Below are 19,702 nucleotides of genomic sequence, written 5' to 3'. Positions count from 1 at the left end.
TCACCCGATTCTCTTGGGCAAGGCGCGCGTTAGGCGCGCTTTGCCGGCGCCTCGAGCCCCTGCGCGACGACGCGGTCGCCGAAATCGATGATCGCTTCGCGCAGAGCGGAGATTTCGGCGTCGCTCGCTGCGACGGGAACGATGGACAAACCCTTGGGCCCGTTGGCGGCGCGGCGCAGATTGGCCCGCTCCGCGCGCAAAGCCTCGACGGCGCCTTGCAGCATGGCGTTGTCGGCGCGCGCCGATTCGAGCTTTTCGGCGGTCTCGTTCGCTTCGGCGCGCGCCACGCGCAGCGCCCCTTCCAATTGGTCGCCGTCGCTCTTTTGGCGTTCTTCAGCGGCTTTGAGCTGCGCCCGCGCCGCGTCGAGCTCTGCGGAGAGCGTTTCTCCCAGCACGCGGGTCGCGGCAAGTTCGCCCGAAATGCGCGTCAACAGATCTTCAAGCTCCGTCGCCCGCGCCCCCGATTGCGCGGCGCGCGCATGCTCGTCGCGCAAGACCTGCAGCTCGCGCTGCATCTCGCTATTGTGCTGATGCAGCGCCGCGACGCGCGACTCATAGGCGGCGACGAAACCGTCCAGCTGCGCCCCGGCTCCTTCGTCTTGCGCCGCGGTCTCCGACCGGATCAGGCGCAGTTGCGCGACGCGGCCTTCGGCGCGGTCGGTCATTTCATGCAGCGCTCGCTCCGTAGCGTTCAGAAGCTCGGTGCGCTCGCCCAAAACCTTCTCCGCCTCATTGACGCGCATGTTCATGTCGCGATTGTCGGCTTCGGCGCGATTGAGTTGCGATTCGAGTTCGGCGATCCGCGCGACATGGCGGCCGACCGTCGCGAGATCGTGCGCCCGCGCGGCTTGCGTCGCCTCCATCGCTTGTTCGAGCCGCCGCTCGCGCACGGCGAATTCCGCGCGCAGAAGGTCGCGCTCGGCGACGACCTCCTCCATCGACATCGGCGCAAGCATCTGCAGCCGTCGCATCGACAGACGAAGCGCGCGCCGCCAGAAAGCGGGGAGGAACATCAAGGCGAAAAGCCCGGCGACGAGGAAGCCGAGCGCGAAATACATCGCTTGTTCGATCAAGACGCAGCAATCCTTGATCCGTCTCAAGGCGGACGGCGCTGCGGATTCTGCCACGTAATGACGCGGAACGCAAAGCAGGCGCTACGGTCCGTCGACCCGGCGTCGCCTACCGCGATCGCGGCTCGCGGCGTCGTCCATTTGGATGACGACTTTCCCCGCAGCGGGCCGCAGAAGGGCGGAAGCACCCGTCGCGGGCGTTGCTCGCGGCAAGCAGGAGAAGCCAAATGACGTTATCCGCTGGCGTTTTTTGCGTTAGCCGCGCGCGCGGCGCGCCGCGATTCGGGCGGGCTCGCCGATGAGCGCCATGCGCTGTCCCGGCGCTCCCGCGCTTCTTGTCGGCGAACCGGCCGAAAGGAGCCCGCAAGACGCCAATGAAAGAGTCTTCGCCACCACGCTTGCGGCGGATGAAGGCTTTCTTGCCGCCGCGCAAACGCAGGCCGCGCCGGCCGCGCGCATCCGATTCGCGCCGACGTGCGTTGAAAACGACTGCGCCCATTGGAGCGGCGGCGGCTGCGCCTTGCTGGGCCGCATCGCGCAGCTGCTCGCCGAGGCGGGCGCGCCGGTGAAGCCGAGCCCGGCCTACGACTGCAGCATTCGTCATGACTGCCGCTGGCGCCGGCAGCGCGGCGACGAGGCTTGCGGCATTTGCGGTTTCGTCGCCCGGGAGCCGCTGGGTTCGTCGCCGCCGCGCGCGGGCGCGTGCCGCCTACCGGTCTTTTGAACGGGACCCTTCGGCGCCCTTGCGCGTTACGTCGGCGCGTCCGATCGATCAGAACGGGTTCCAGGTCGATTCCGGCGTGAATTTCAGATAGCCGAGATTAAGGCCGAGCCGTGCGCCAAGTCCCGAGCGCACCGGCATGACGACGACCTCGTCATTGTTGAGCGCGGTGAATCCGAGGCCGCCGACGAGATAGGCTGATCCGGCGGCGCCGGAGAACCGCCGATAGATCGAGTCGACGGACGGCAGATTATAGACGAGCATCATCGTCCGGTCGCCGTCGGCGCCGGCGTCGATGCCGATCGAGGGGCCTTGCCAAAACACGCGCTGCTGACCGGCGTTGCGCGTATACATCGTGCCCTCGCCATAGCGGAGCCCGCCGACGAACGCGCCGCTCGCTTCCTGGCCAAGGATGTAGGCGTTCGGACGGCCCCACTGCCGCGAAGCGCGCTCGACGCCTTCGGCGAGGCCGCGGGAAATGGAGCCGAAAAAGCGGTGGCCGTTCTCGACGATCTCATCGCTGGAATAGGTTTCAGGCCGCTGCGCCGCGCGGGCGAAAGAACCAGGAGCCGCCCACGCGCAGGCCGAGGCGGCGGCGAGGCGAAACAGGTCGCGGCGCGAGGCGGCGTTGAACGAAGCTTTGCTCATGACGACGAACTCCAGGACGAACGTGTTCAAGCGCCATGCGTCGGCGTCAACGATGGCCGACCCGCGGCGCAGTTGCGTCGCAAAGGCGACAGGCGGGTTTGCGCCCGCCAAATTCGCGCGCGCTAGTTAAGGAAGCGTTGCGGCGGCTTCGAGCGCCGCCGCGTCGGCCCAGGCGACGAACGGACCATTGCGATAATCGTCGGCCTTCTTGCCGTAGCGCAGCGGCGCGCCGTCCGGATCGAGCGTGACGCCGCCGGCCGCGCGCAGCACGGCGTCGCCCGCGGCGGTGTCCCATTCCATTGTCGGTCCGAAACGCGGATAGACGTCCGCCTCGCCGTTGGCGAGCAGGCAGAATTTAATCGAGGAGCCGACGGGCGCGCTGCGCGCAATGTGCTGTCTTGAGAGAAACGCCTTCGTCGCCTCATCAAGGTGAGACTTCGAAATCAACGCGACCAGCCCTTCGGCGGGACGCGGCCGCGCGCGCAGCGGACGCCAGTCTTGCGATGGCGGCAGCGATCCGCCAGGGACCGCCCGCGCCTCATAGCCGTGCGCGCCGGCGAACCAGACGCGACCTTGCGCCGGCGCGTAAACCGCGCCGACGCGCGGCGCGTTCTTCTCCGCGAGCGCCACATTGATGGTGAAATCGGCGCTGCGGGCGAGAAATTCGCGCGTGCCGTCGATCGGATCAATCAACAAAAAGGCGTCGCCGGCGCCGAGCGTCGCGCCGCGCGACACGCTCTCCTCGGCCAAAAAGGGCACGCCGGGCAGCGCCGCTTCCAACTCGCGAAGCAGATAGGCTTCGATCCGCTCGTCCGCCTCTGTCACCGGCGACGTGTCGCCCTTGAGGCGCGACTCAATATTTGGATTGGCCAGCGTCTCCATCGCCAGGGCGCCCGCCGCAACTGCGATGTTCGCGAACAGGCGGGCGAGATTTTCGAAGTCATCGAGCGCGCCCGCCGACTGAAAAGTTTTTCCCGCCGCCATCGTTCGATTCCCTCAACGTTTGTTTACGATTAAAGGCGCGTGTCATTTGCAATCCGCGTGGCGCCAGCTAGGTTCGTCTTAGCCTGAACGCAGTGATTCGCGCGCCGCGTCAGTCCGCCGCGCATCATACAGGAAGATCGGACCAAGCTTCCTTCAGACGTCGCCGCCTTCACCCGCTTTGGATGGCATCATGACCAAATTCTCGCTCGACCCTCTCGATCTTGCCGCGCTCCTGTCCTCGCGGGTCTGTCACGACGTGATTTCGCCGGTGGGCGCCATCGTCAACGGTCTGGAAGTTCTTGAGGAGGAGAAGGACGCCGAGATGCGCGGCCATGCGCTGGCGCTGATCAAATCGAGCGCGAATGAGGCGTCGGCGCGGCTGCAGTTTTGCCGGCTCGCCTTCGGCGCCGCGGGTTCGAAAGGCGCGTCGATCGACACCGGCGACGCCGAACTGGTGACGCGCCAGCTGATCGCCGACGAGCGAACGCAGCTGTTTTGGAGCGTTCCGCGCGTGCTGATGTCCAAGAACAAGGTCAAGCTGCTGCTGAACCTTTGCGTCTTGGCCGACGCAGCTATTCCGCGTGGCGGCGTGATCGCCGTTAGCTCAACGGGCGAAGACGATCGGGTGACTTTCAAGATCGAGGCGAAAGGCGTCAATGCGCGCGTCGCGTCGAACGTCCCCCGCCTGCTCGAAGGCGAATCGGAAGAGGGCGCCATCGACGCCCGCGCCATTCAGGCCTATTACGCCGGTCTCGTCGCCAAATCCTGCGGCATGCAGGTCGTGGTTTCGAGCGAGCCGGAACTCGTGACGATCGAGGCGATCCCAGTCCGAGCGGCGGCGGGGTTGGACGCGTCGACAGAGAGCGCCGTCGCCTGAGAAGTTCTCAAACTTCGAGGGCCATGCTGACAAGTCTCGCGACCGTATTCATATTTCGTGCAGTGCCTTCCCTTGCCGCAGGAATTTTCAATTTTGAACGGCCCATGCCAGGGCCGTAGCAGACATAAATTTCCTTCTCGCCCAAGCGCATGTCCTCGTCTGCTTTGCCCACGGCGCGATCTAACGCATCTGACTCCGGCTTTCCGTCGAGAAAAATTGCGACGGTGAAATTCGGCGGTCGGTTTTTGAACGGATTCCCTTCCAAAACGGCTTTCATCTCACTGGCCGTGCGGACCAGAACCCCTACCGGCTTTCCGGCATAGGCGAGCAGCCGCGCCTCAAGAGCGGATTTCACTTTTACAGGCGGGTCTTTGGCTTCGAAGACGACGTTTCCGCTCGAAATATATGTTTGGACTTTAGCGAATCCGGCTTTGAGACACATCGCCTTCAAATCATTCATTGAGAGCTTGCCGGTTCCTCCGACGTTCACCGCCCGCAACAATGCGATGTATTTGGCCATGCCAAAGGTGATCACATCAGAGCGGCGGCGGTCAACCTCCGGTCGAATGAGGCTGAGGCGAATAGAGCCGAGGACCCGCGCCACCGCGCGGATCCTTGGGAGCTTCGGCCGAACCGGTTCTTTGCGCCGCGAGGCTATCGTTCTGCGTGCGTGCCTTGCGCGCCGCGCGGCAGCGCCTTGGCGTCGCGCAGATGGTTCTCCAGCGTGGGAATGGCGCTGTGCGCCCACCTCTTTAGCTCAGGATTCTGGCCGTTCTTGGCGTAGCTCTCGAAAAGCTTCACCGCCTTCTCGTGTCCGTCGATTTGCTGTGTCCGGAAGCGCTCTTCAAAGCGCGCGCCAGTCATCGAGGACAATTGCTGCAGAAGATTCTGGTGTTCCTTGTCGAGCGCGTTCGGAACGTTAAGCCGGTCTTGCTGCACGATCGGCTTCAGCTCGTTGTCCATGTTCGTATGGTCTCTCACGATCCTACGCGCATAGTCGAGAAACTCCTGCGTGTTTGCCTTGTTCTGAGCTTCGCGTCCGGCCTGGATTTCAAAATTGTTGATGTTCCAGGCCTTGTCCAGGAAGTTCTGGGTTGTGGCGTCGGCCCTGTTTGATCGGGTCATATTGGCCGTTGAGCCCGATTTCGTCCCAGACGCGGCAAGCGCGTAACTGGGCGCGAGAAGCGCAAGCGCCATGGCGCCGGCCAGCAGGGGTTTCCTCATCTTCGTCTCCTCGACGTTCGCCCCCGCACCGTAAACCGATCGCGCACACGCCTGTTCCGCGAGATGCTTCAGTTAGCAAAAAGAAAACGCCGCATCCTCGGACGCGGCGTTTTGCCTGGCGCTCGTGATCGCGCTTTTGCTTCAACGTTGGCGATGGCGCCGTATCAGGCGGTGATGCGTTCTTCCGCTTCGCTTGGCTCTCGCAGCACATAGCCGCGGCCCCAGACGGTCTCGATGTAGTTGCGGCCTTCGCTGGCGTTGGCGAGCTTCTTGCGCAATTTGCAAATGAACACGTCGATGATCTTCAATTCGGGCTCGTCCATCCCGCCATAAAGATGATTGAGGAACATTTCCTTCGTCAGCGTCGTGCCCTTGCGCAGCGAGAGCAACTCCAGCATCTGATATTCCTTGCCGGTCAGATGCACGCGGGCGCCGCTGACTTCCACCGTCTTCTGGTCGAGATTGACGATGAGGTCGCCGGTGATGATGATCGATTGAGCGTGGCCCTTCGAGCGGCGGACGATGGCGTGAATGCGCGCGACGAGTTCGTCCTTATGAAAGGGCTTCGTCAGATAGTCATCGGCGCCGAAGCCTAGACCCTTCACCTTGTCTTCGATGCCGGCGAGTCCGGACAGGATGAGGATCGGGGTCTTCACCTTGGCGACGCGTAGCGTGCGCAGCACCTCATAGCCGGACATGTCGGGCAGGTTGAGGTCGAGAAGAATAATGTCGTAGTCGTAGAGCTTGCCGAGGTCGATGCCTTCTTCGCCGAGATCGGTCGTATAGACGTTGAAATTCTCGGATTTGAGCATGAGCTCAATACTTTGAGCCGTCGCGCTGTCGTCTTCGATCAATAAAACGCGCATGTTGGTTCCCCACCGAGCTCCATCGTCCGCGACCGACCGCGCCAAGGACGCGCGCCGGCGGCCGGCGAGAGTCCTCGCCCCAGCGACCTGACCGACCTTCCAGCGAAGGTAAGCGGAATTGGTTAATAAACCTTCACTTACGCCTCAAACGCGGCCCTAAATCTTAATCTCGGGCGGTAAGCAAGGCGGACGCGTCACTCTACGTCTGGAAGGACACGGACAGCGACGCGAATCACGCGTCATTTCCAATCTATACGCCGCCGCGAGTCCGCTGGGCAAAGACAAAATATGAAGCGCGTAACGAAATGCGCGGACGCCCCCGCGCGCTTCGCGGGCGCGATCCTCGCCGCATCTGCGTCATGATTCGGTCCCATGCGCGGCGCCACTGAGGCGAGGGCGACGATATGCTTGCGATGAGCGCCGCTTGCCAAACTGAGACGACTGGTCGTATTATATCGCCATGAGCCGACGCGACGTCAAAGAGCTGAGAGAGAAGCTTCTGGACCGGGGAGTCGCCCTGCTGATGGCGCAGGGCTATCACGGCACCGGGCTGCAGGAGCTGGTCAAGAGCGTCGGCGTGCCGAAAGGCTCCTTCTATAATTATTTCGAAAGCAAGGAAGCCTTCAGCGCCGAGGTCGTCAAACATTACATCGATCCGTTCATCAAACAGCTCGACGCACAGCTTCAGCGCAAGGATCTTGGGGCCGCGGCGGCGCTGCGCGCCTACTTCGACGAGCTGATCGAAGAGACGGAACGCCTGGATTTCCGGGGCGGATGCCTGCTCGGCAATCTCATCGGCGAGATCGGCGACACGAGCGATCTCTGCCAGACGTCGCTGCGCGAGGCCGTGCATCGCTATCGCGACAAGCTGCGCGAGGGAATCGCTTGCGCTCAGCGGGAAGGCAGTTTCCGCACCGACATGGACGCGAAGGAAATGGCCGACCTTCTCGTCAATTTCTGGCAGGGGGCGTTGCTGCGCATGAAGATCGAGCGCTCGGTGCGTCCGCTCACGCAATTCTGCGACATGCTGCTCGACGGCTACTTCAAGGCGTGATCGATTTGCGCCTAATTGAGACGACCGGTCATATCAGTTTAGGCTCTAAGTAGGGAAAGACGATGCCGAAATTCATCATCGAACGGGACATCCCCGGCGCGGGGAAGATGACGCAGGCCGATCTCCAGGCGATCTCGCAGCGCTCCTGCGCCGTCCTGCGCGCGCTTCACCCACGCGCGCAATGGATCGAAAGCTATGTCACCGACGACAAGATCTATTGCGTCTACATCGCCGAGAACGCGGCGGCGATCAAAGAACATGCGGCGCAAGGAGGCTTTCCGGCCAACCGGATCAGCGAAATCAGGGCGATCATAGACCCGGCGACGGCCTGACCAATAAGGAGAGTGGTTGAATGAAGAGCTTGCCGTTGCGCGCAGCAGTGTGTGCGCTTGTATCCGCCTGGGCGCTTGCGCCGGCTGTCGCGGATGAGACCTGCAACTCGCCGTTCATGAGCGGCCTGATCAAGGGACAGGAGCAATATCTCCACGTCTGGACGCTCGGCGAGAAGGGCGTCGGCGATGGATCCGACAAGCTCGTCACGATCGACGTCATTCCCGGCTCCGCGACCTACGGAAAGGTGATTCACACGATCGCCGTCGGCGGGCGCGGCGAAGCGCATCACATGGGATTCACCGACGATCGCAAATATCTCTGGGCCGGCCGTCTCGACGACAGCAAGATTTTCATCTTCGACGTCGGCTCCGACCCCTCGACGCCCAAGCTCGTCAAAACCATCGACAATCTTGCCGAGAGCACAGGCTATGTCGGCCCGCATACATTTTATGCGCTGCCCGGCCGCATGCTGGTGCAGGCGCTCTCCAACAAGAAGGATCACGGCGGCGTCACGGGGTTGATCACCTACAACAACGCTGGCGAACTCGTCACGACAACGCCGATGCCGCTCACTGACGGCGGCGACGGCTATGGCTACGACATCGCCATCAATCCCGCCCAGAACCGCATGCTGACGTCGAGCTTCACCGGCTGGACCAATTACATGATGGATCTTTCCCAGCTCATCCAAGACGATTCCGCGATGAAGAATTTCGGGAACACGATGGTGATGTGGGATCTAAAGGCGATGAAGCCTTTAAAGGTGTTTTCCGTTCCCGGCGCGCCGCTTGAAATTCGCTGGGCGCTGAAGCCGGGCGCCAATTGGGCGATCACCGCCGGCGCGCTCACCTCGAAGCTTTATCTGATCAAAGAGGACGACAAGCACGAGTGGCAGGCGAAAGCCGTCGCCGACGTCGGCGATCCGTCGAAGATTCCCTTGCCCGTCGACATCTCGATTGCGTCCGACGCGTCGTCGCTCTGGGTCAACACATTCATGGACGGAACGGCGCGGCTCTTCGATCTTTCCAATCCGGAAGCGCCCAAACAGGTCTATGCGAAAAAGATCGGCGCGCAGGTGAATATGGTCTCGCAAAGCTGGGACGGGAAGCGCGTGTATTTCACCACCTCGCTGCTCGCCAACTGGGACAAGAAGGGCGCCGACAATGAGCAGTTCCTAAAGGGCTACTCATGGGACGGGAAGGAGCTTAGGGAAGATTTCGTCGTCGACTTCCATAAGGAGGGACTCGGCCGCGCCCATCACATGAAATTCACCGCGCGCGCCCAGAAGGCCGAGCTGCCGTGACGGGCGGAGCAGAACACGCGAAGGGCGCAAGCGCGCCTTTCGCCGCATTCGTCGGTCTCGCGCTGCTTTTGGCGGCGCTCTTGACCGCACCCTTGGCCGCGCCGCTGCGCGCGGCTGAGGCCCCCGCGCAGCCCGCGAACGCCGAGGCCGCCTATCTCCCGCGGCCCGGCGCTTATGTTCTTCAGCGCATTCAGCGCGCCCCCGATGCGCAACTGCTCGACGCCGAGGGCAGGGCGGCGCGGCTCTCCGCCTATACGCGCGGCGCGGTGACGGCTCTCGCCTTCTTCTATGCGCAGTGCGTCGATCCGGCGGGCTGTCCGCTCGCATGGTCGACGTTCGAGACGGTCGCGCGCGACGCCAACGACGATCCGCTGCTCAAGTCGAGAGTGCGGCTCGTCTTCGCGAGCCTCGATCCAGAACACGATACGCCGGCCGTCATGCGTCTGCTGCAAAGCAGCGAGAACGAAGTCGACGGCGCGCCCTGGGCGTTTCTCACCAGCCGTTCGCTGAGCGATCTTTCGCCGCTGGTCGCGCAACTGGGTCAGGACATCGCTTTCGAGACCGACCAGGCAGGGCGGCGCTCCGGCGCGATCAATCACATGCTCAAAGTCTTTCTCATCGATCCCGACGGCTGGGTGCGCGAGATCTATAGCGCCGCATTTCTGACGCCCGAAAATCTGCTCAATGACGCGCGCACGCTCGCCATGGAGTTTCCGGAGGCGGACAACCGGCTGAAGGAGCGCTGAGATGCGCCGCGCCGCGCCCGCTTTTCTTGCCAGTTTTCTTGCCCTTGCCCTGATGCTTTTCGCTGCGCCGGCCGGCGCGCAGCAGCCGTCGCCGCGGGGGCTTCCGCCCGTCCCGGCCGCCGTCGCGGGAACGCCGGCCATGCGCAAGCTCGGCGAAAAGCTGTTCTTCGACCGCAGCCTTTCCGCGAACGGCACGCTGTCCTGCGCCATGTGCCATATTCCGGCGCAGGGCTTCGCCTCCAATCAGAGCGCGCTCTCGATCGGCATGGAGGGACGGTCGCTGCGGCGCAACGCGCCCTCGCTCTATAATGTCGCCTTCAAGAATTTCCTGTTTCACGACGGCCGCGAGACCGATCTTGCCGCGCAGGTCTGGGGGCCGCTGCTCGCGGCCGACGAGATGGGCAATTCCGGGATCGGTCCGCTGATCGCCCGGCTTCGCGCCGACGCCGAATATGGGCCGTTGTTCGAGGCGTCCTTTCCGGGCGAGGGCGCGACGATGATGACGCTCGGGCGCGCCATCGCCGCCTATGAAGCTGCGCTGCTGCGCGGCGGCGGGCGTTTCGATCGCGCCGTCTATGGCGGCGAACGCGCGGCGCTGACGGCTCGGGAATGGCTAGGCTACGAGCTTTTCATCGGCAAGGCGGGCTGCGCCGCCTGCCATCTGATTGGCGCTGAGACGGCGCTTTTCACTGATCAGTCCTGGCATAACACAGGCGTTGCGTTTCGGTCCGGGGCGACGAGCGGCAAAAGGCTGGTGCAGCTCGCGCCCGGAGTTCTCCAGAATATCGACCTCGCGGCGGTCGGGCTCGCTCAGACCGGCGCGCCCAGGGACGTCGGCCGTTTCGAGATCACCAATGCGCCCACGGATCGTTGGGCCTATACGACGCCGATGCTGCGCGGCGTCAGCGAGAGTTCGCCCTATATGCACGACGGAAGCTTGAGGACGCTCGCCGAGGTCATCGAGTTTTACGATCGCGGCGGGGGAGCCAATCCATCGCTCGACCCGAAAATCCGCCCTCTGGGTCTGACCGCGCAAGAAAAAGCGGCGCTTGTCGCCTTTCTCGAGGCGCTCTGAGCTCCGACTCCCCGGTCGTTGGAGCCGCCGCGTTTGGCCTGTTTTCGACGGGCGCAGGCGCAAAACGCCCCGCGACGAACATTGACTTGAACGCGCGATTTCTCCTATATGCCTGCGATCGGCGCCGCTCCAAAAGGGGCGGCGAATGTTTTGTGACGGCCGTGCGTCGTCCGGGACGCCGAAGCGTTTTTAAGCCGTCTGCGGCCAGGCCGTCGACGGCGACAGCAAGACGAGCGCGAGAGCGGGCGTAAGTCCCTTTCGCCAGCGGAGAAGAACGGTGAAAAGGACATTTCAGCCCAGCAAGATCGTGCGCAAGCGCCGTCACGGCTTTCGCGCCCGCATGGCCACGGTCGGCGGCCGCAACGTTATCGCCGCGCGGCGCGCCCGCGGACGCAAGCGTCTCTCGGCCTGATCCGGCTCTGAACGGACGAGGCGGATGACTGCATGAAGGCGCAAGTCCCCGCCGAAGATGAGAAGTCCTCGCGCCCGGAGACGTTGCGCCGGCGCGGGGATTTCGTGCGCGTGTCGCGCGGCGCGCGCGTCGCCATGCCCGCCTTTACGGTGCAGATGGCGCCCCGGGAGAACGCGGACTCGCATGCGCCCGCCCGTTTCGGCCTTACCGTCACACGGAAGGTCGCCGGCGCGGTTGGGCGCAACCGGATTCGCCGCAGGCTCCGCGAAGCCATGCGGCTCGGCGGCGCCCTTGGCGCGAAGCCCGGTCGCGATTACGTCTTCGTCGCGCGGCGCATGGCCCTCGCGGCGCCATTCGCCGAACTGCTCGCGCAAATGACTGAAGGACTCGCCAGATTGAATGATCGCGGCGGGGCGGCCTCGAGACGCAAACAGGAAGACAGGCTTACGCGGCCATGAGTGAAAACATCAAGAACATGATCCTCGCCGCGGCGTTGTCGCTGGTCTTCATCGGCCTGTGGGACTATTTTTACGCCTTCCCAGAGATAGACAAGCAGCGCCGGGCGCAGACGCAGCAGGAACAGCTTGCCAAGGTTCCTCAGCTCGGCGCGCCCGAGCAGAAGACGGCGGCGGCTGCGCCGCCCGTTAAGGTCGCGCCCAAGACCCGCGCCGAAGCGCTGGCGCTGAGCCCTCGAATCGCCATCGACACCAGATCGATCTCCGGCTCGATCGCGCTGAAGGGCGGACGCATCGACGACGTCTCGTTGAAGAATTATCGCGAGACCGTCGACCCTTCGAGCCCGATCATCACGCTGCTCTCGCCCGAGGACGGCCCTAGCCCCTATTACGCGGAGCTCGGCTATCTGACCGCAGAAACGGAAAACGCGCCGGTTCTCCCAACAACCGAGACGCTGTGGACCACGGATGCCGACGTGCTGACGACGGCAAAGCCGGTCACGCTGACCTGGGACAATGGCCGCGGCCTCGTTTTCAAGCGCGTCATCTCGGTGGACGACGAATATCTCTTCACCGTCAAGGACAGCGTTGAAAACAAGGCGGCCAACCCCGTCACGCTTTTCAACTATGCGCGCGTCAGCCGCGTCGGCCACCCGCCCTCCGCGGGCTATGCGGCGTTGCACGAAGGCTTCGTCGGCGTCGTCGGCGACGCGGGGCAGGAAGTCACCTACGACAAGATCGAGAAAGAGGACAACGCGGTCACGACCTATAAGGGCGTCGGCGGCTGGGTTGGGCTGACGGATAAATATTGGGCCGCCGTGGTCGCTCCCGACCAGAATCTGCCCATGGAGGCGCGCTACGCCTCGATGGGCGGCGCGGTGAAGACCTATCAGGCCGATACGGTCAGCGACCAGAAGACGATCGAGCCCGGGAAATTAGCGGAGACGACGACCTATGTCTTCGCGGGCGCCAAGGTCGTCGACGTGCTTGACGCCTATAAGGCCAATCCTGGCCTGAAACGTTTCGATCTGCTGATCGACTGGGGATGGTTCTACTTCATCACCAGGCCGATGTTCCGGCTGATCGACTTCCTTTACAAGCTCTTGGGGAATTTCGGCCTCGCCATTCTGGCGGTGACGGTTATCGTCAAGCTCGCCTTCCTGCCGCTCGCCAACAAAAGCTATCAGTCGATCGCCAAAATGAAGGCGATTCAGCCAAGAATCAAAGAGCTGAAGGAAAAATACGGCGACGACAAGCACAAGTTCAACATGGAGCAGATGGAGCTCTTCAAGCGGGAGAAGGTTAACCCCGCGAGCGGCTGTCTGCCGGTGATCGTGCAGATCCCGGTGTTCTTCTCGCTCTATAAGGTGCTGGTCGTAACGATCGAAATGCGTCACGCGCCGTTCTTCGGCTGGATCCGGGACCTCTCGGCGCCGGACCCGACCAATGTCTTCAACCTGTTCGGGGTGCTGCCGTTCGATCCGACGCATGTCGCCATCTTCGGCCCCTATCTCGCGCTCGGCGTCTGGCCGCTGCTGATGGGCGTCTCGATGTGGCTGCAGATGAAGATGAATCCGGAGCCCGCCGACGAGATTCAGAAGACGATGTTCGCCTGGATGCCGGTGATCTTCACATTCACAATGGGCGGCTTCGCCTCCGGCCTGCTGATCTACTGGACGTGGAACAATCTGCTGTCCATCGTGCAGCAGGGCGTCATCATGAAGCGCGCCGGCGTGAAGTTCGAGTTCTGGGACAATCTGCGCAAGACGTTCCAGAGAGCGTGACCGAAACCGACTTCAGCGAACCGGGCCGGCTGCTCTTTGCCGGCCCCTGCGACTTCATTTTCGCGAGCGCCAAGGCGAGCGATCTGCCGCCGATCGGCCCGCCGGAGATCGCCTTCGCAGGGCGCTCCAATGTCGGCAAATCCTCGCTGCTCAACGCGCTGACCAATCGCAAGACCCTGGCGCGCGTCTCCAACACGCCGGGGCGCACGCAGCAGCTGAATTTCTTTGCGCTGGGCGGCGCGCCGGGCGCGGAGCGCCTGCGCCTCGTCGACATGCCCGGCTATGGCTACGCGGCCGTCGGCAAGGAGAAGGTGGCGAGCTGGTCGCAGCTGATGCGCGACTATCTGAAGGGGAGGGCGAGTCTCGCCCGCGTCTTTGTGCTCGTCGACGGGCGCCGCGGCGTGAAGCCCCTCGACGAAGAGATGTTCGATCTCCTCGATCAGTCAGCCGTCTCCTATCAGGTCATTCTGACGAAGCATGACGAATTGAAGATTGCCGAGCGCGACGAGATCATCGCCGCGACGACGAAAGCGCTGGAGAAGCGCCCCGCGGCCTTTCCTGAAGTGATTTTCACCTCGGCGCAGAGCGGCGAGGGAATTGCCGAATTTCGCGCCGCCGTCGCGAAGCTCCTGGCCGAACGAAACGCTTGAAAGCGACAGCCGCGGCGGGCTAGTTGGGCGCAGCACCCTCTCCCTTTGCGAAAGGGTAGCGCCCCCGCGAGGCTCCCCAATGACCGACGCCGTCGACACCGCGCTCCAGCAAGCCCGCATTCTCATGCAGGCGCTGCCGCATATGCTGCGCTACGACGACGCCATCGTCGTGGTGAAATACGGCGGCCACGCCATGGGCGACGATCAGGTCGCGCGCGATTTTTCGCGCGACATGGTGCTGCTCGAACAGTCCGGCGTTAATCCCGTCGTCGTGCATGGCGGCGGGCCGCAGATCGGCGCGATGCTGAAGCGGCTCGGCGTCGAGTCGCGCTTCGCCGACGGCCTGCGCATCACCGACGAAGAGACGATGGACGTTGTCGAAATGGTGCTCGCGGGCTCCATCAACAAGCAGATCGTCGGCTACATCAATTCGGAGGGCGGACGCGCCATCGGGCTGACCGGCAAGGACGGACGCATGGTCACCGCCAAAAAGATCGAACGCCCCGACGGCGTCGACCTCGGCTTTGTCGGCGAACCCGACAAGGTCGACACGACTGTGCTCGATCAGGTGCTGGGTCGCGAACTCATTCCGGTGCTGGCGCCCGTCGCCGAAGGTCCGCGCGGCGAAAGCTATAATGTCAACGCCGACACCTTCGCCGGCGCCATCGCCGGCGCGCTTCACGCCAAGCGTCTCATCTTTCTCACCGACGTCCCGGGCGTGCTCGACAAGGACAAGCAGATCATCCAGGAGCTGAAGGTCGGCGACATTCCCGGCCTCATCGCCGAGGGCGTGATCACCGGCGGCATGATTCCAAAGGTCGAGACCTGCATGTACGCGATCGAGCGCGGCGTCGAGGGCGTCGTCATTCTCGACGGGAAACTGCCGCACGCCGTGCTGATCGAATTGCTGACGGATCACGGCGCCGGCACGCTGATCACGCGGTGACGGGCGTTGGTTTCCACGTCATGGCCGGCCTTGTGCCGGCTATCCACGCCGAAGAGCCGCGTAATCGCTATCACTATGCTGCATGATCCAGCGTGATGCGCCGGCCGGCTCGCAATGTCCCGGCGTGGATGCCCGCGACAAGCGCGGGCATGACGGGTGGAGGAGAGCGGGCGCGCAACATGAACCTCTTCGTCCTCACCGGCGCGGGCGTTTCCGCCGAAAGCGGCCTTGGCGTCTTTCGCGGACCGGGCGCGGCGCTGTGGAAGCGCTACGATCCGATGCAGCTCGCGACGCCCGAGGCCTTCGCCCGCGATCCGGCGCTGGTGCATGCTTTTTACAATGCGCGTCGGCGCAATCTGCTCGCCGCTTCGCCCAACGCCGCCCATGCCGCGCTGGCGCGGCTCGAAGCCGGCCTCGTCCAGCGCGGCGGCGCATTGACTCTCGTGACGCAGAATATCGACGATCTGCATGAGCGCGCCGGTTCGACGCGCGTCATTCACATGCACGGCGAATTGCTCAAAGCGCGCTGCGCCTCATGCGGCGCGGTGAGCGATCGGCGCGAAGACCTTTCGACCGACTCGCGATGCGATTGCGCCGGCGCGCTACGGCCGCATGTCGTCTGGTTCGGCGAAACGCCGCTCTATATGGAAGAGATCTACGCGGCGCTGGAAGCGGCGGATCTCTTCGTCGCCATCGGCACGTCGGGCGCGGTCTATCCGGCGGCGGGCTTTGTGCGCGCGGCGCGCGCAAGAGGTCTGCGCTGCTGCGAGTTCAATCTCGAGCCGTCTGAAAATGCCGGCCAATTTGAGGACAGGCGCTACGGCCGCGCGAGCGAGATCGTGCCGTCATGGGCTGAGGAGATACTAGCGCGATGAATCAGTGTCATTCCCGACGCGCGACGCGCGATCGGGAATCCAGGGCGACCACAACGATCGCTGGCGTTGTTCTGGATTTCCGCTTTCGCGGGAATGACATGAAACTGGCCGCACAATGACCAAACCCTTGCCCGTTAGATCGCGCTTTGCAGAGATCGACACCTGGGTGTTCGATCTCGACAATACGCTCTATCCGCAGACCGCCGACCTCTGGCCCAAGATCGACGCGCGCATCACGCTGTTCATGATGCGGCTGTTCGGCCTCGACGCCATTTCGCTGCGCGCGCTGCAGAAACATTATTATCGACAATACGGCACGACGCTGCGCGGGCTGATGACCGAACATGGGATCGACGCCGAGGCCTATCTGGCCTTTGTGCATGATATCGATCGCTCGTCGCTGGCGCATAATCATTCGCTGGCGGAGGCGATCGCCGCGCTGCCCGGACGCAAGCTCATCCTCACCAATGGCTCGCGCCATCACGCGGTCGAAACCGCGAAGCAGCTCGGCATCGACCATTGCTTCGAGGACATCTTCGACATCATCGCCGCGGACTTCATCAATAAGCCCGAGGAAGGCGCCTATATGCGCTTTTTCGAAAAGCTGAAGATCGAGCCCAAGCGCGCCGCGATCTTTGAGGACATCGACCGCAATCTTGTCGTGCCCCATGCGCGCGGCATGGCGACGGTGCTGGTGCTGCCGGCCCATGACGAAGGTCCCGAGCGGGAAGCCTGGGAAATCTCCACCGGCGACGAACCGCATGTGGATTTCGTGACGGACGATCTCGTGGGGTTTTTGGAGGGATTAATTGGAGCTTAGGCCGTAAACGGCTCCATCAACATCAAATCGGTGTCTTGCGGCCTGGCGCCGGCGGCCGTCAGCATCGCATGAATCTGGCCCCGATGATGGGTCTGGTGATTGAAGATGTGGCTGACGACAAACCACTTCGGCTTAATGACATCCGATTGCATTAGGCCTGAACGCCAGATGAGATCTTCGGCGAGCCAGTCGTTGGTCACGCCGTCAGCCCAAATGATCAGCCGTTCGTCGCATGCGATTCGATCCTGTTTCAAGCTGTCCCAATCGTCGCGATACGAGGCCGATTCGCTCAGCGGCGTGGAAGGCCTCGGGGCGTCGGAAATGCGGCTCAGCCACATATGGTCCCCCCAGAGAAGATGGCTGAAAGTCGCATGAATTGATTTGAAGAAAGCGCCGCGATCCTTGCGCCGGGCGTCATCCGACAGGCTGTCGGCGGCCGCGTAGAGGCTGGCGTTTTGCCAGCGATTGTAACGCGCCATGGTTTTTACAAATGTCGAACGGGTCATGTGATTGTCTTGCCTCCTGGAAGCTTATCGCAGCAACGTCTGTGCCTTCGCCAAGGCCTGCGCCACTTCCGCCTTCGTCGCGGCGCCTTTCTTCTTCGCCTTGCGCGCGCGCCAATCGAGGCTCTTCACCTGATCGGCGAGCGCGGCCGAAGGCTTCGCGTCGGCGAGCGGGACTTCAAATGGATAGGCTTTGATCTTCGTCGTCATCGGGCAGCAGAGCATCAACCCCGTCTTGCCGTTATAGGCCTTGGGACTGAGCACCAGCGCCGGACGATGGCCCTTCTGTTCATGGCCCGCCTGCGGATCGAAACTGAGCCAGACGATATCGCCGCGCTCGGGGACGTAAGGCATTTCAATAATCCATTTAGCGCATGTCATTCATCGATTAGAGCGCCTCGCGGCCGACGGGCGCGCCGAAGTCTTCCTCTTCATGCATATTGTCGCGTGTGACGCCTGCGAGCAGCGCATCGAGCGTGAATTCTGGCGCCACAAGCGGCTCGATCACCACGCGCCCTTCTTCGACGCGAATGTCGACGGCCTGGTCGATTTCAAGCCGCGCTTCCTCCATCACCGCGGCGGGCATGCGCAAGGCGGCGGAATTTCCCCATTTCTTCACTGTCGCACGCACGATGCTTTCCCTTTCAGAAGCCGGCGCTGGATTGCCTCGTCGCAATTCTCGCAATGACGGCGTTACGTATCTACTTCGTTTAAACATAGGGGGCGGCGGCCGGCGCGTCAAACATTTGGGCAGTGGCGCTTGCACTACAGTTTCCGCGTCATGGCCGGGCTTGTCCCGGCCATCCACGCCAGGACGTTGCGCCAATGCTGCGGGACTTGCGTAAAGGCGCCGCGTGGATGCCCGGCACAAGGCCGGGCATGCTGAGAGTGCGCGCCATGCTTGTCTTCATTACGCCGGGTCGTCGTCATGGCGCGTCGCCCCTTGTTGAACTCCCCTCGCCATAGCCTTACAACCGCGCCAGCCTTCACCGCATCATTTTCGGGATTTTCATGCCGCACACGGGACTTGAGACGCTCATCACCGCCGCTTTCGAGGATCGCGCCAATATTACCGCCGAGACGCAGGGCGACATCCGCCGCGCCGTCGATGGCGCGCTGCGTCTGCTCGACGCCGGCAAGCTGCGCGTCGCCGAAAAGATCGAAGGCAAGGAAGGTCCCGAGAGCTGGCAGGTCAATCAGTGGCTGAAAAAGGCCGTGCTGCTGTCGTTCCGCTTGAATGACATGGCGGTGATCGCGGGCGGACCCGGCGGCGCGACCTGGTGGGACAAGGTCCCCTCGAAATTCGTCGGCTGGGGCGCGTCGGAGCACGGCGCTGCGGGCTTTCGCTCGGTGCCGGGCGCGATCGTGCGCCACTCGGCTTATGTGGCGCCCGGCGCGATCCTGATGCCGTCCTTCGTCAACCTCGGCGCCTATGTCGACAGCGGCACGATGGTCGACACCTGGGTCACCGTCGGTTCCTGCGCGCAGATCGGCAAGAATGTGCATCTTTCCGGCGGCGTCGGCATCGGCGGCGTGCTGGAGCCTTTGCAGGCCAATCCCACCATCATCGAGGATGATTGTTTCATCGGCGCGCGGTCCGAGGTCGTCGAAGGCGTCGTCGTCGGCAAGGGTTCGGTGCTGTCGATGGGCGTCTTCATCGGGGCCTCGACCAAGATCGTCGATCGCGCCACCGGCAAGATCCACATGGGCTATGTGCCGCCCTATTCGGTGGTCGTCTCCGGTAGTCTGCCGGGCAAGCCCTTGCCGGACGGAACGCCCGGCCCATCGCTTTATTGCGCGGTGATCGTCAAGACGGTCGACGCGCAGACGCGCAGCAAGACCGGCATCAATGAGCTTTTGAGGGATTGATGGACGCCGAGCGCCTGCGTTTTCTCTACCGGACCGAACAGGGCCGCATTGATCGCGCGACCTGGCGGCGCGGCGCCGGCGCCCTCGTCGCGGTTCTTCTGCCGCTGACGCTGATCTGGTTCGCGCTTGCGCCCTATTCGGTCCACGATCTGGCGACGACGCCGTTCTTCGCGCCGATGACGATTCTCGCTTACGTCTATGTCATCTTTTACGCCTTCGCCGTGATGCTGATCGTCGTGAGCTTCATCAATCTTTCGGCCAAGCGCTGTCGCGACCGCGGCCTTACGCCGCCGCTCGGCCTCGCGAGCCTCGCGCCGCTTCTTGCGCTGCTTGCCGGCGCCGCGCATTTTCTGCAGCCGCGCGTCGCCGAGGTCATGTCGCGCTGGTATGTCTGGGGCGTCGACGCGCTCTTCGTCGCCGCCGCTCTGTGGACCGTTTATGAACTGGGCTGGAGGGAAGAGTTGAGGACGCGCCGCGCTTCACCTCC

General features: G+C 63.3%; 25 protein-coding genes. 16 read left to right on the top strand and 9 right to left on the bottom strand.

All coding sequences use genetic code 11. The annotated features are described in order from the left end of the window. Positions 1 to 29 precede the first annotated feature (29 nt). The gene (locus NEI07_RS12710) at positions 30 to 1,073 is read right to left on the bottom strand and encodes a coiled-coil domain-containing protein (RefSeq protein ID WP_256034999.1); all 1,044 of its coding nucleotides are present in this window, start codon (positions 1,071 to 1,073) and stop codon (positions 30 to 32) included. Positions 1,074 to 1,368: 295 nt separating this feature from the next. On the opposite strand from NEI07_RS12710, the gene NEI07_RS12705 reads away from it, so the two are divergent. Further along, positions 1,369 to 1,794, top strand: a complete 426-nt coding sequence (locus tag NEI07_RS12705; RefSeq protein ID WP_256034998.1) for a hypothetical protein — start codon at positions 1,369 to 1,371, stop codon at positions 1,792 to 1,794. A 48-nt stretch (positions 1,795 to 1,842) separates the two neighbouring features. Here NEI07_RS12705 and NEI07_RS12700 read toward each other — a convergent pair whose 3' ends face one another. Beyond that, on the bottom strand, positions 1,843 to 2,439 hold the full coding sequence (locus NEI07_RS12700; protein WP_256034996.1) for a DUF1134 domain-containing protein: 597 nt from the start codon (positions 2,437 to 2,439) through the stop codon (positions 1,843 to 1,845). A gap of 126 nt (positions 2,440 to 2,565) precedes the next feature. Continuing rightward, positions 2,566 to 3,423 (bottom strand): 3'(2'),5'-bisphosphate nucleotidase CysQ, encoded by an 858-nt coding sequence (gene cysQ / locus NEI07_RS12695; protein WP_256034995.1) that lies wholly within the window; start codon positions 3,421 to 3,423, stop codon positions 2,566 to 2,568. A 190-nt stretch (positions 3,424 to 3,613) separates the two neighbouring features. Between cysQ and chpT the strand changes: the two genes are divergently transcribed. Continuing rightward, the gene (gene chpT, locus NEI07_RS12690; RefSeq protein ID WP_256034994.1) at positions 3,614 to 4,300 is read left to right on the top strand and encodes a histidine phosphotransferase ChpT; all 687 of its coding nucleotides are present in this window, start codon (positions 3,614 to 3,616) and stop codon (positions 4,298 to 4,300) included. A gap of 7 nt (positions 4,301 to 4,307) precedes the next feature. Here the strand turns inward: chpT and NEI07_RS12685 are convergent, their stop codons facing one another. From NEI07_RS12685 to ctrA, 3 genes are all read right to left on the bottom strand, one after another. Further along, positions 4,308 to 4,904 carry a DUF1697 domain-containing protein gene (locus tag NEI07_RS12685; RefSeq protein ID WP_328516982.1) on the bottom strand — a complete coding sequence of 199 codons (597 nt, stop codon included), beginning with the start codon at positions 4,902 to 4,904 and terminating at the stop codon, positions 4,308 to 4,310. Positions 4,905 to 4,954: 50 nt separating this feature from the next. Continuing rightward, positions 4,955 to 5,524 (bottom strand): DUF4142 domain-containing protein, encoded by a 570-nt coding sequence (locus NEI07_RS12680; RefSeq protein WP_256034993.1) that lies wholly within the window; start codon positions 5,522 to 5,524, stop codon positions 4,955 to 4,957. 164 nt (positions 5,525 to 5,688) lie between these two features. Next, on the bottom strand, positions 5,689 to 6,390 hold the full coding sequence (gene ctrA / locus NEI07_RS12675; protein WP_018407261.1) for a response regulator transcription factor CtrA: 702 nt from the start codon (positions 6,388 to 6,390) through the stop codon (positions 5,689 to 5,691). A 460-nt stretch (positions 6,391 to 6,850) separates the two neighbouring features. On the opposite strand from ctrA, the gene NEI07_RS12670 reads away from it, so the two are divergent. The 12 genes from NEI07_RS12670 (at position 6,851) to NEI07_RS12615 (ending at position 16,843) form a co-directional block, all read left to right on the top strand. After that, positions 6,851 to 7,444 carry a TetR/AcrR family transcriptional regulator gene (locus NEI07_RS12670; protein ID WP_256034992.1) on the top strand — a complete coding sequence of 198 codons (594 nt, stop codon included), beginning with the start codon at positions 6,851 to 6,853 and terminating at the stop codon, positions 7,442 to 7,444. 62 nt (positions 7,445 to 7,506) lie between these two features. Next, positions 7,507 to 7,776 (top strand): DUF4242 domain-containing protein, encoded by a 270-nt coding sequence (locus tag NEI07_RS12665; protein ID WP_256034991.1) that lies wholly within the window; start codon positions 7,507 to 7,509, stop codon positions 7,774 to 7,776. Between the two features lie 20 nt (positions 7,777 to 7,796). Further along, positions 7,797 to 9,080, top strand: a complete 1,284-nt coding sequence (gene mtoX, locus NEI07_RS12660; protein ID WP_305123728.1) for a methanethiol oxidase — start codon at positions 7,797 to 7,799, stop codon at positions 9,078 to 9,080. Continuing rightward, a complete protein-coding gene (locus NEI07_RS12655; protein WP_256034990.1) occupies positions 9,077 to 9,826 on the top strand; it encodes an SCO family protein in 750 nt (249 codons plus the stop codon). The genes mtoX and NEI07_RS12655 overlap by 4 nt, the downstream gene beginning before the upstream one ends. A 1-nt stretch (position 9,827) precedes the next feature. Beyond that, a complete protein-coding gene (locus tag NEI07_RS12650; protein WP_256034987.1) occupies positions 9,828 to 10,901 on the top strand; it encodes a cytochrome-c peroxidase in 1,074 nt (357 codons plus the stop codon). Positions 10,902 to 11,178: 277 nt separating this feature from the next. Next, positions 11,179 to 11,313, top strand: a complete 135-nt coding sequence (gene rpmH, locus NEI07_RS12645; protein ID WP_083858773.1) for a 50S ribosomal protein L34 — start codon at positions 11,179 to 11,181, stop codon at positions 11,311 to 11,313. A 32-nt stretch (positions 11,314 to 11,345) separates the two neighbouring features. Continuing rightward, positions 11,346 to 11,771, top strand: coding sequence for a ribonuclease P protein component (gene rnpA / locus NEI07_RS12640; protein ID WP_256034986.1), 426 nt, complete (start codon positions 11,346 to 11,348; stop codon positions 11,769 to 11,771). Next, on the top strand, positions 11,768 to 13,552 hold the full coding sequence (gene yidC / locus NEI07_RS12635) for a membrane protein insertase YidC (protein ID WP_256034985.1): 1,785 nt from the start codon (positions 11,768 to 11,770) through the stop codon (positions 13,550 to 13,552). Before rnpA ends, yidC begins: the two co-directional genes overlap by 4 nt. Then, positions 13,549 to 14,202: a ribosome biogenesis GTP-binding protein YihA/YsxC gene (gene yihA, locus NEI07_RS12630; RefSeq protein WP_256034984.1), complete on the top strand. Its 654-nt coding sequence runs from the start codon at positions 13,549 to 13,551 to the stop codon at positions 14,200 to 14,202. Before yidC ends, yihA begins: the two co-directional genes overlap by 4 nt. Before the next feature lie 79 nt (positions 14,203 to 14,281). Further along, positions 14,282 to 15,148 carry an acetylglutamate kinase gene (gene argB / locus NEI07_RS12625; protein WP_018407270.1) on the top strand — a complete coding sequence of 289 codons (867 nt, stop codon included), beginning with the start codon at positions 14,282 to 14,284 and terminating at the stop codon, positions 15,146 to 15,148. A gap of 179 nt (positions 15,149 to 15,327) precedes the next feature. Beyond that, positions 15,328 to 16,023, top strand: a complete 696-nt coding sequence (locus NEI07_RS12620) for an NAD-dependent deacylase (protein ID WP_256034982.1) — start codon at positions 15,328 to 15,330, stop codon at positions 16,021 to 16,023. Between the two features lie 115 nt (positions 16,024 to 16,138). Beyond that, positions 16,139 to 16,843, top strand: a complete 705-nt coding sequence (locus NEI07_RS12615) for a pyrimidine 5'-nucleotidase (protein WP_256034981.1) — start codon at positions 16,139 to 16,141, stop codon at positions 16,841 to 16,843. On the opposite strand, the gene NEI07_RS12610 is transcribed toward NEI07_RS12615, so the two are convergent. The 3 genes from NEI07_RS12610 to NEI07_RS12600 are packed head-to-tail and all read right to left on the bottom strand — an operon-like array spanning position 16,840 to position 17,977. Beyond that, the gene (locus tag NEI07_RS12610) at positions 16,840 to 17,349 is read right to left on the bottom strand and encodes a DinB family protein (protein WP_256034980.1); all 510 of its coding nucleotides are present in this window, start codon (positions 17,347 to 17,349) and stop codon (positions 16,840 to 16,842) included. The two genes, NEI07_RS12615 and NEI07_RS12610, sit on opposite strands and share 4 nt — an antisense overlap. Before the next feature lie 24 nt (positions 17,350 to 17,373). Continuing rightward, a complete protein-coding gene (gene mazF / locus NEI07_RS12605) occupies positions 17,374 to 17,700 on the bottom strand; it encodes an endoribonuclease MazF (protein ID WP_256034979.1) in 327 nt (108 codons plus the stop codon). A gap of 34 nt (positions 17,701 to 17,734) precedes the next feature. Further along, positions 17,735 to 17,977, bottom strand: a complete 243-nt coding sequence (locus NEI07_RS12600; protein ID WP_256034978.1) for an AbrB/MazE/SpoVT family DNA-binding domain-containing protein — start codon at positions 17,975 to 17,977, stop codon at positions 17,735 to 17,737. Positions 17,978 to 18,357: 380 nt separating this feature from the next. Between NEI07_RS12600 and dapD the strand changes: the two genes are divergently transcribed. After that, positions 18,358 to 19,215: a 2,3,4,5-tetrahydropyridine-2,6-dicarboxylate N-succinyltransferase gene (gene dapD, locus NEI07_RS12595; protein ID WP_256034977.1), complete on the top strand. Its 858-nt coding sequence runs from the start codon at positions 18,358 to 18,360 to the stop codon at positions 19,213 to 19,215. Further along, positions 19,215 to 19,702: hypothetical protein (locus tag NEI07_RS12590; protein WP_256034975.1), on the top strand; the 488-nt coding region annotated here is incomplete at its 3' end. The genes dapD and NEI07_RS12590, both read left to right, overlap by 1 nt.

Source organism: Methylocystis suflitae, assembly GCF_024448135.1.
GTDB classification, from domain to species: Bacteria; Pseudomonadota; Alphaproteobacteria; order Rhizobiales; family Beijerinckiaceae; genus Methylocystis; species Methylocystis suflitae.
This window is presented reverse-complemented; position numbering and strand designations above follow the sequence as displayed.

Bases quoted from the DNA above. Each gene is read 5' to 3' on its own strand.
- NEI07_RS12705 (WP_256034998.1), top strand. From the start codon at position 1,369: ATGAGCGCCATGCGCTGTCCCGGCGCTCCCGCGCTTCTTGTCGGCGAA.
- NEI07_RS12700 (WP_256034996.1), bottom strand. From the start codon at position 2,439: ATGAGCAAAGCTTCGTTCAACGCCGCCTCGCGCCGCGACCTGTTTCGC.
- cysQ (WP_256034995.1), bottom strand. From the start codon at position 3,423: ATGGCGGCGGGAAAAACTTTTCAGTCGGCGGGCGCGCTCGATGACTTC.
- chpT (WP_256034994.1), top strand. From the start codon at position 3,614: ATGACCAAATTCTCGCTCGACCCTCTCGATCTTGCCGCGCTCCTGTCC.
- NEI07_RS12680 (WP_256034993.1), bottom strand. From the start codon at position 5,524: ATGAGGAAACCCCTGCTGGCCGGCGCCATGGCGCTTGCGCTTCTCGCG.
- ctrA (WP_018407261.1), bottom strand. From the start codon at position 6,390: ATGCGCGTTTTATTGATCGAAGACGACAGCGCGACGGCTCAAAGTATT.
- NEI07_RS12670 (WP_256034992.1), top strand. From the start codon at position 6,851: ATGAGCCGACGCGACGTCAAAGAGCTGAGAGAGAAGCTTCTGGACCGG.
- NEI07_RS12665 (WP_256034991.1), top strand. From the start codon at position 7,507: ATGCCGAAATTCATCATCGAACGGGACATCCCCGGCGCGGGGAAGATG.
- mtoX (WP_305123728.1), top strand. From the start codon at position 7,797: ATGAAGAGCTTGCCGTTGCGCGCAGCAGTGTGTGCGCTTGTATCCGCC.
- NEI07_RS12650 (WP_256034987.1), top strand. From the start codon at position 9,828: ATGCGCCGCGCCGCGCCCGCTTTTCTTGCCAGTTTTCTTGCCCTTGCC.
- rnpA (WP_256034986.1), top strand. From the start codon at position 11,346: ATGAAGGCGCAAGTCCCCGCCGAAGATGAGAAGTCCTCGCGCCCGGAG.
- yidC (WP_256034985.1), top strand. From the start codon at position 11,768: ATGAGTGAAAACATCAAGAACATGATCCTCGCCGCGGCGTTGTCGCTG.
- argB (WP_018407270.1), top strand. From the start codon at position 14,282: ATGACCGACGCCGTCGACACCGCGCTCCAGCAAGCCCGCATTCTCATG.
- NEI07_RS12620 (WP_256034982.1), top strand. From the start codon at position 15,328: ATGAACCTCTTCGTCCTCACCGGCGCGGGCGTTTCCGCCGAAAGCGGC.
- NEI07_RS12615 (WP_256034981.1), top strand. From the start codon at position 16,139: ATGACCAAACCCTTGCCCGTTAGATCGCGCTTTGCAGAGATCGACACC.
- NEI07_RS12610 (WP_256034980.1), bottom strand. From the start codon at position 17,349: ATGACCCGTTCGACATTTGTAAAAACCATGGCGCGTTACAATCGCTGG.
- mazF (WP_256034979.1), bottom strand. From the start codon at position 17,700: ATGCCTTACGTCCCCGAGCGCGGCGATATCGTCTGGCTCAGTTTCGAT.
- dapD (WP_256034977.1), top strand. From the start codon at position 18,358: ATGCCGCACACGGGACTTGAGACGCTCATCACCGCCGCTTTCGAGGAT.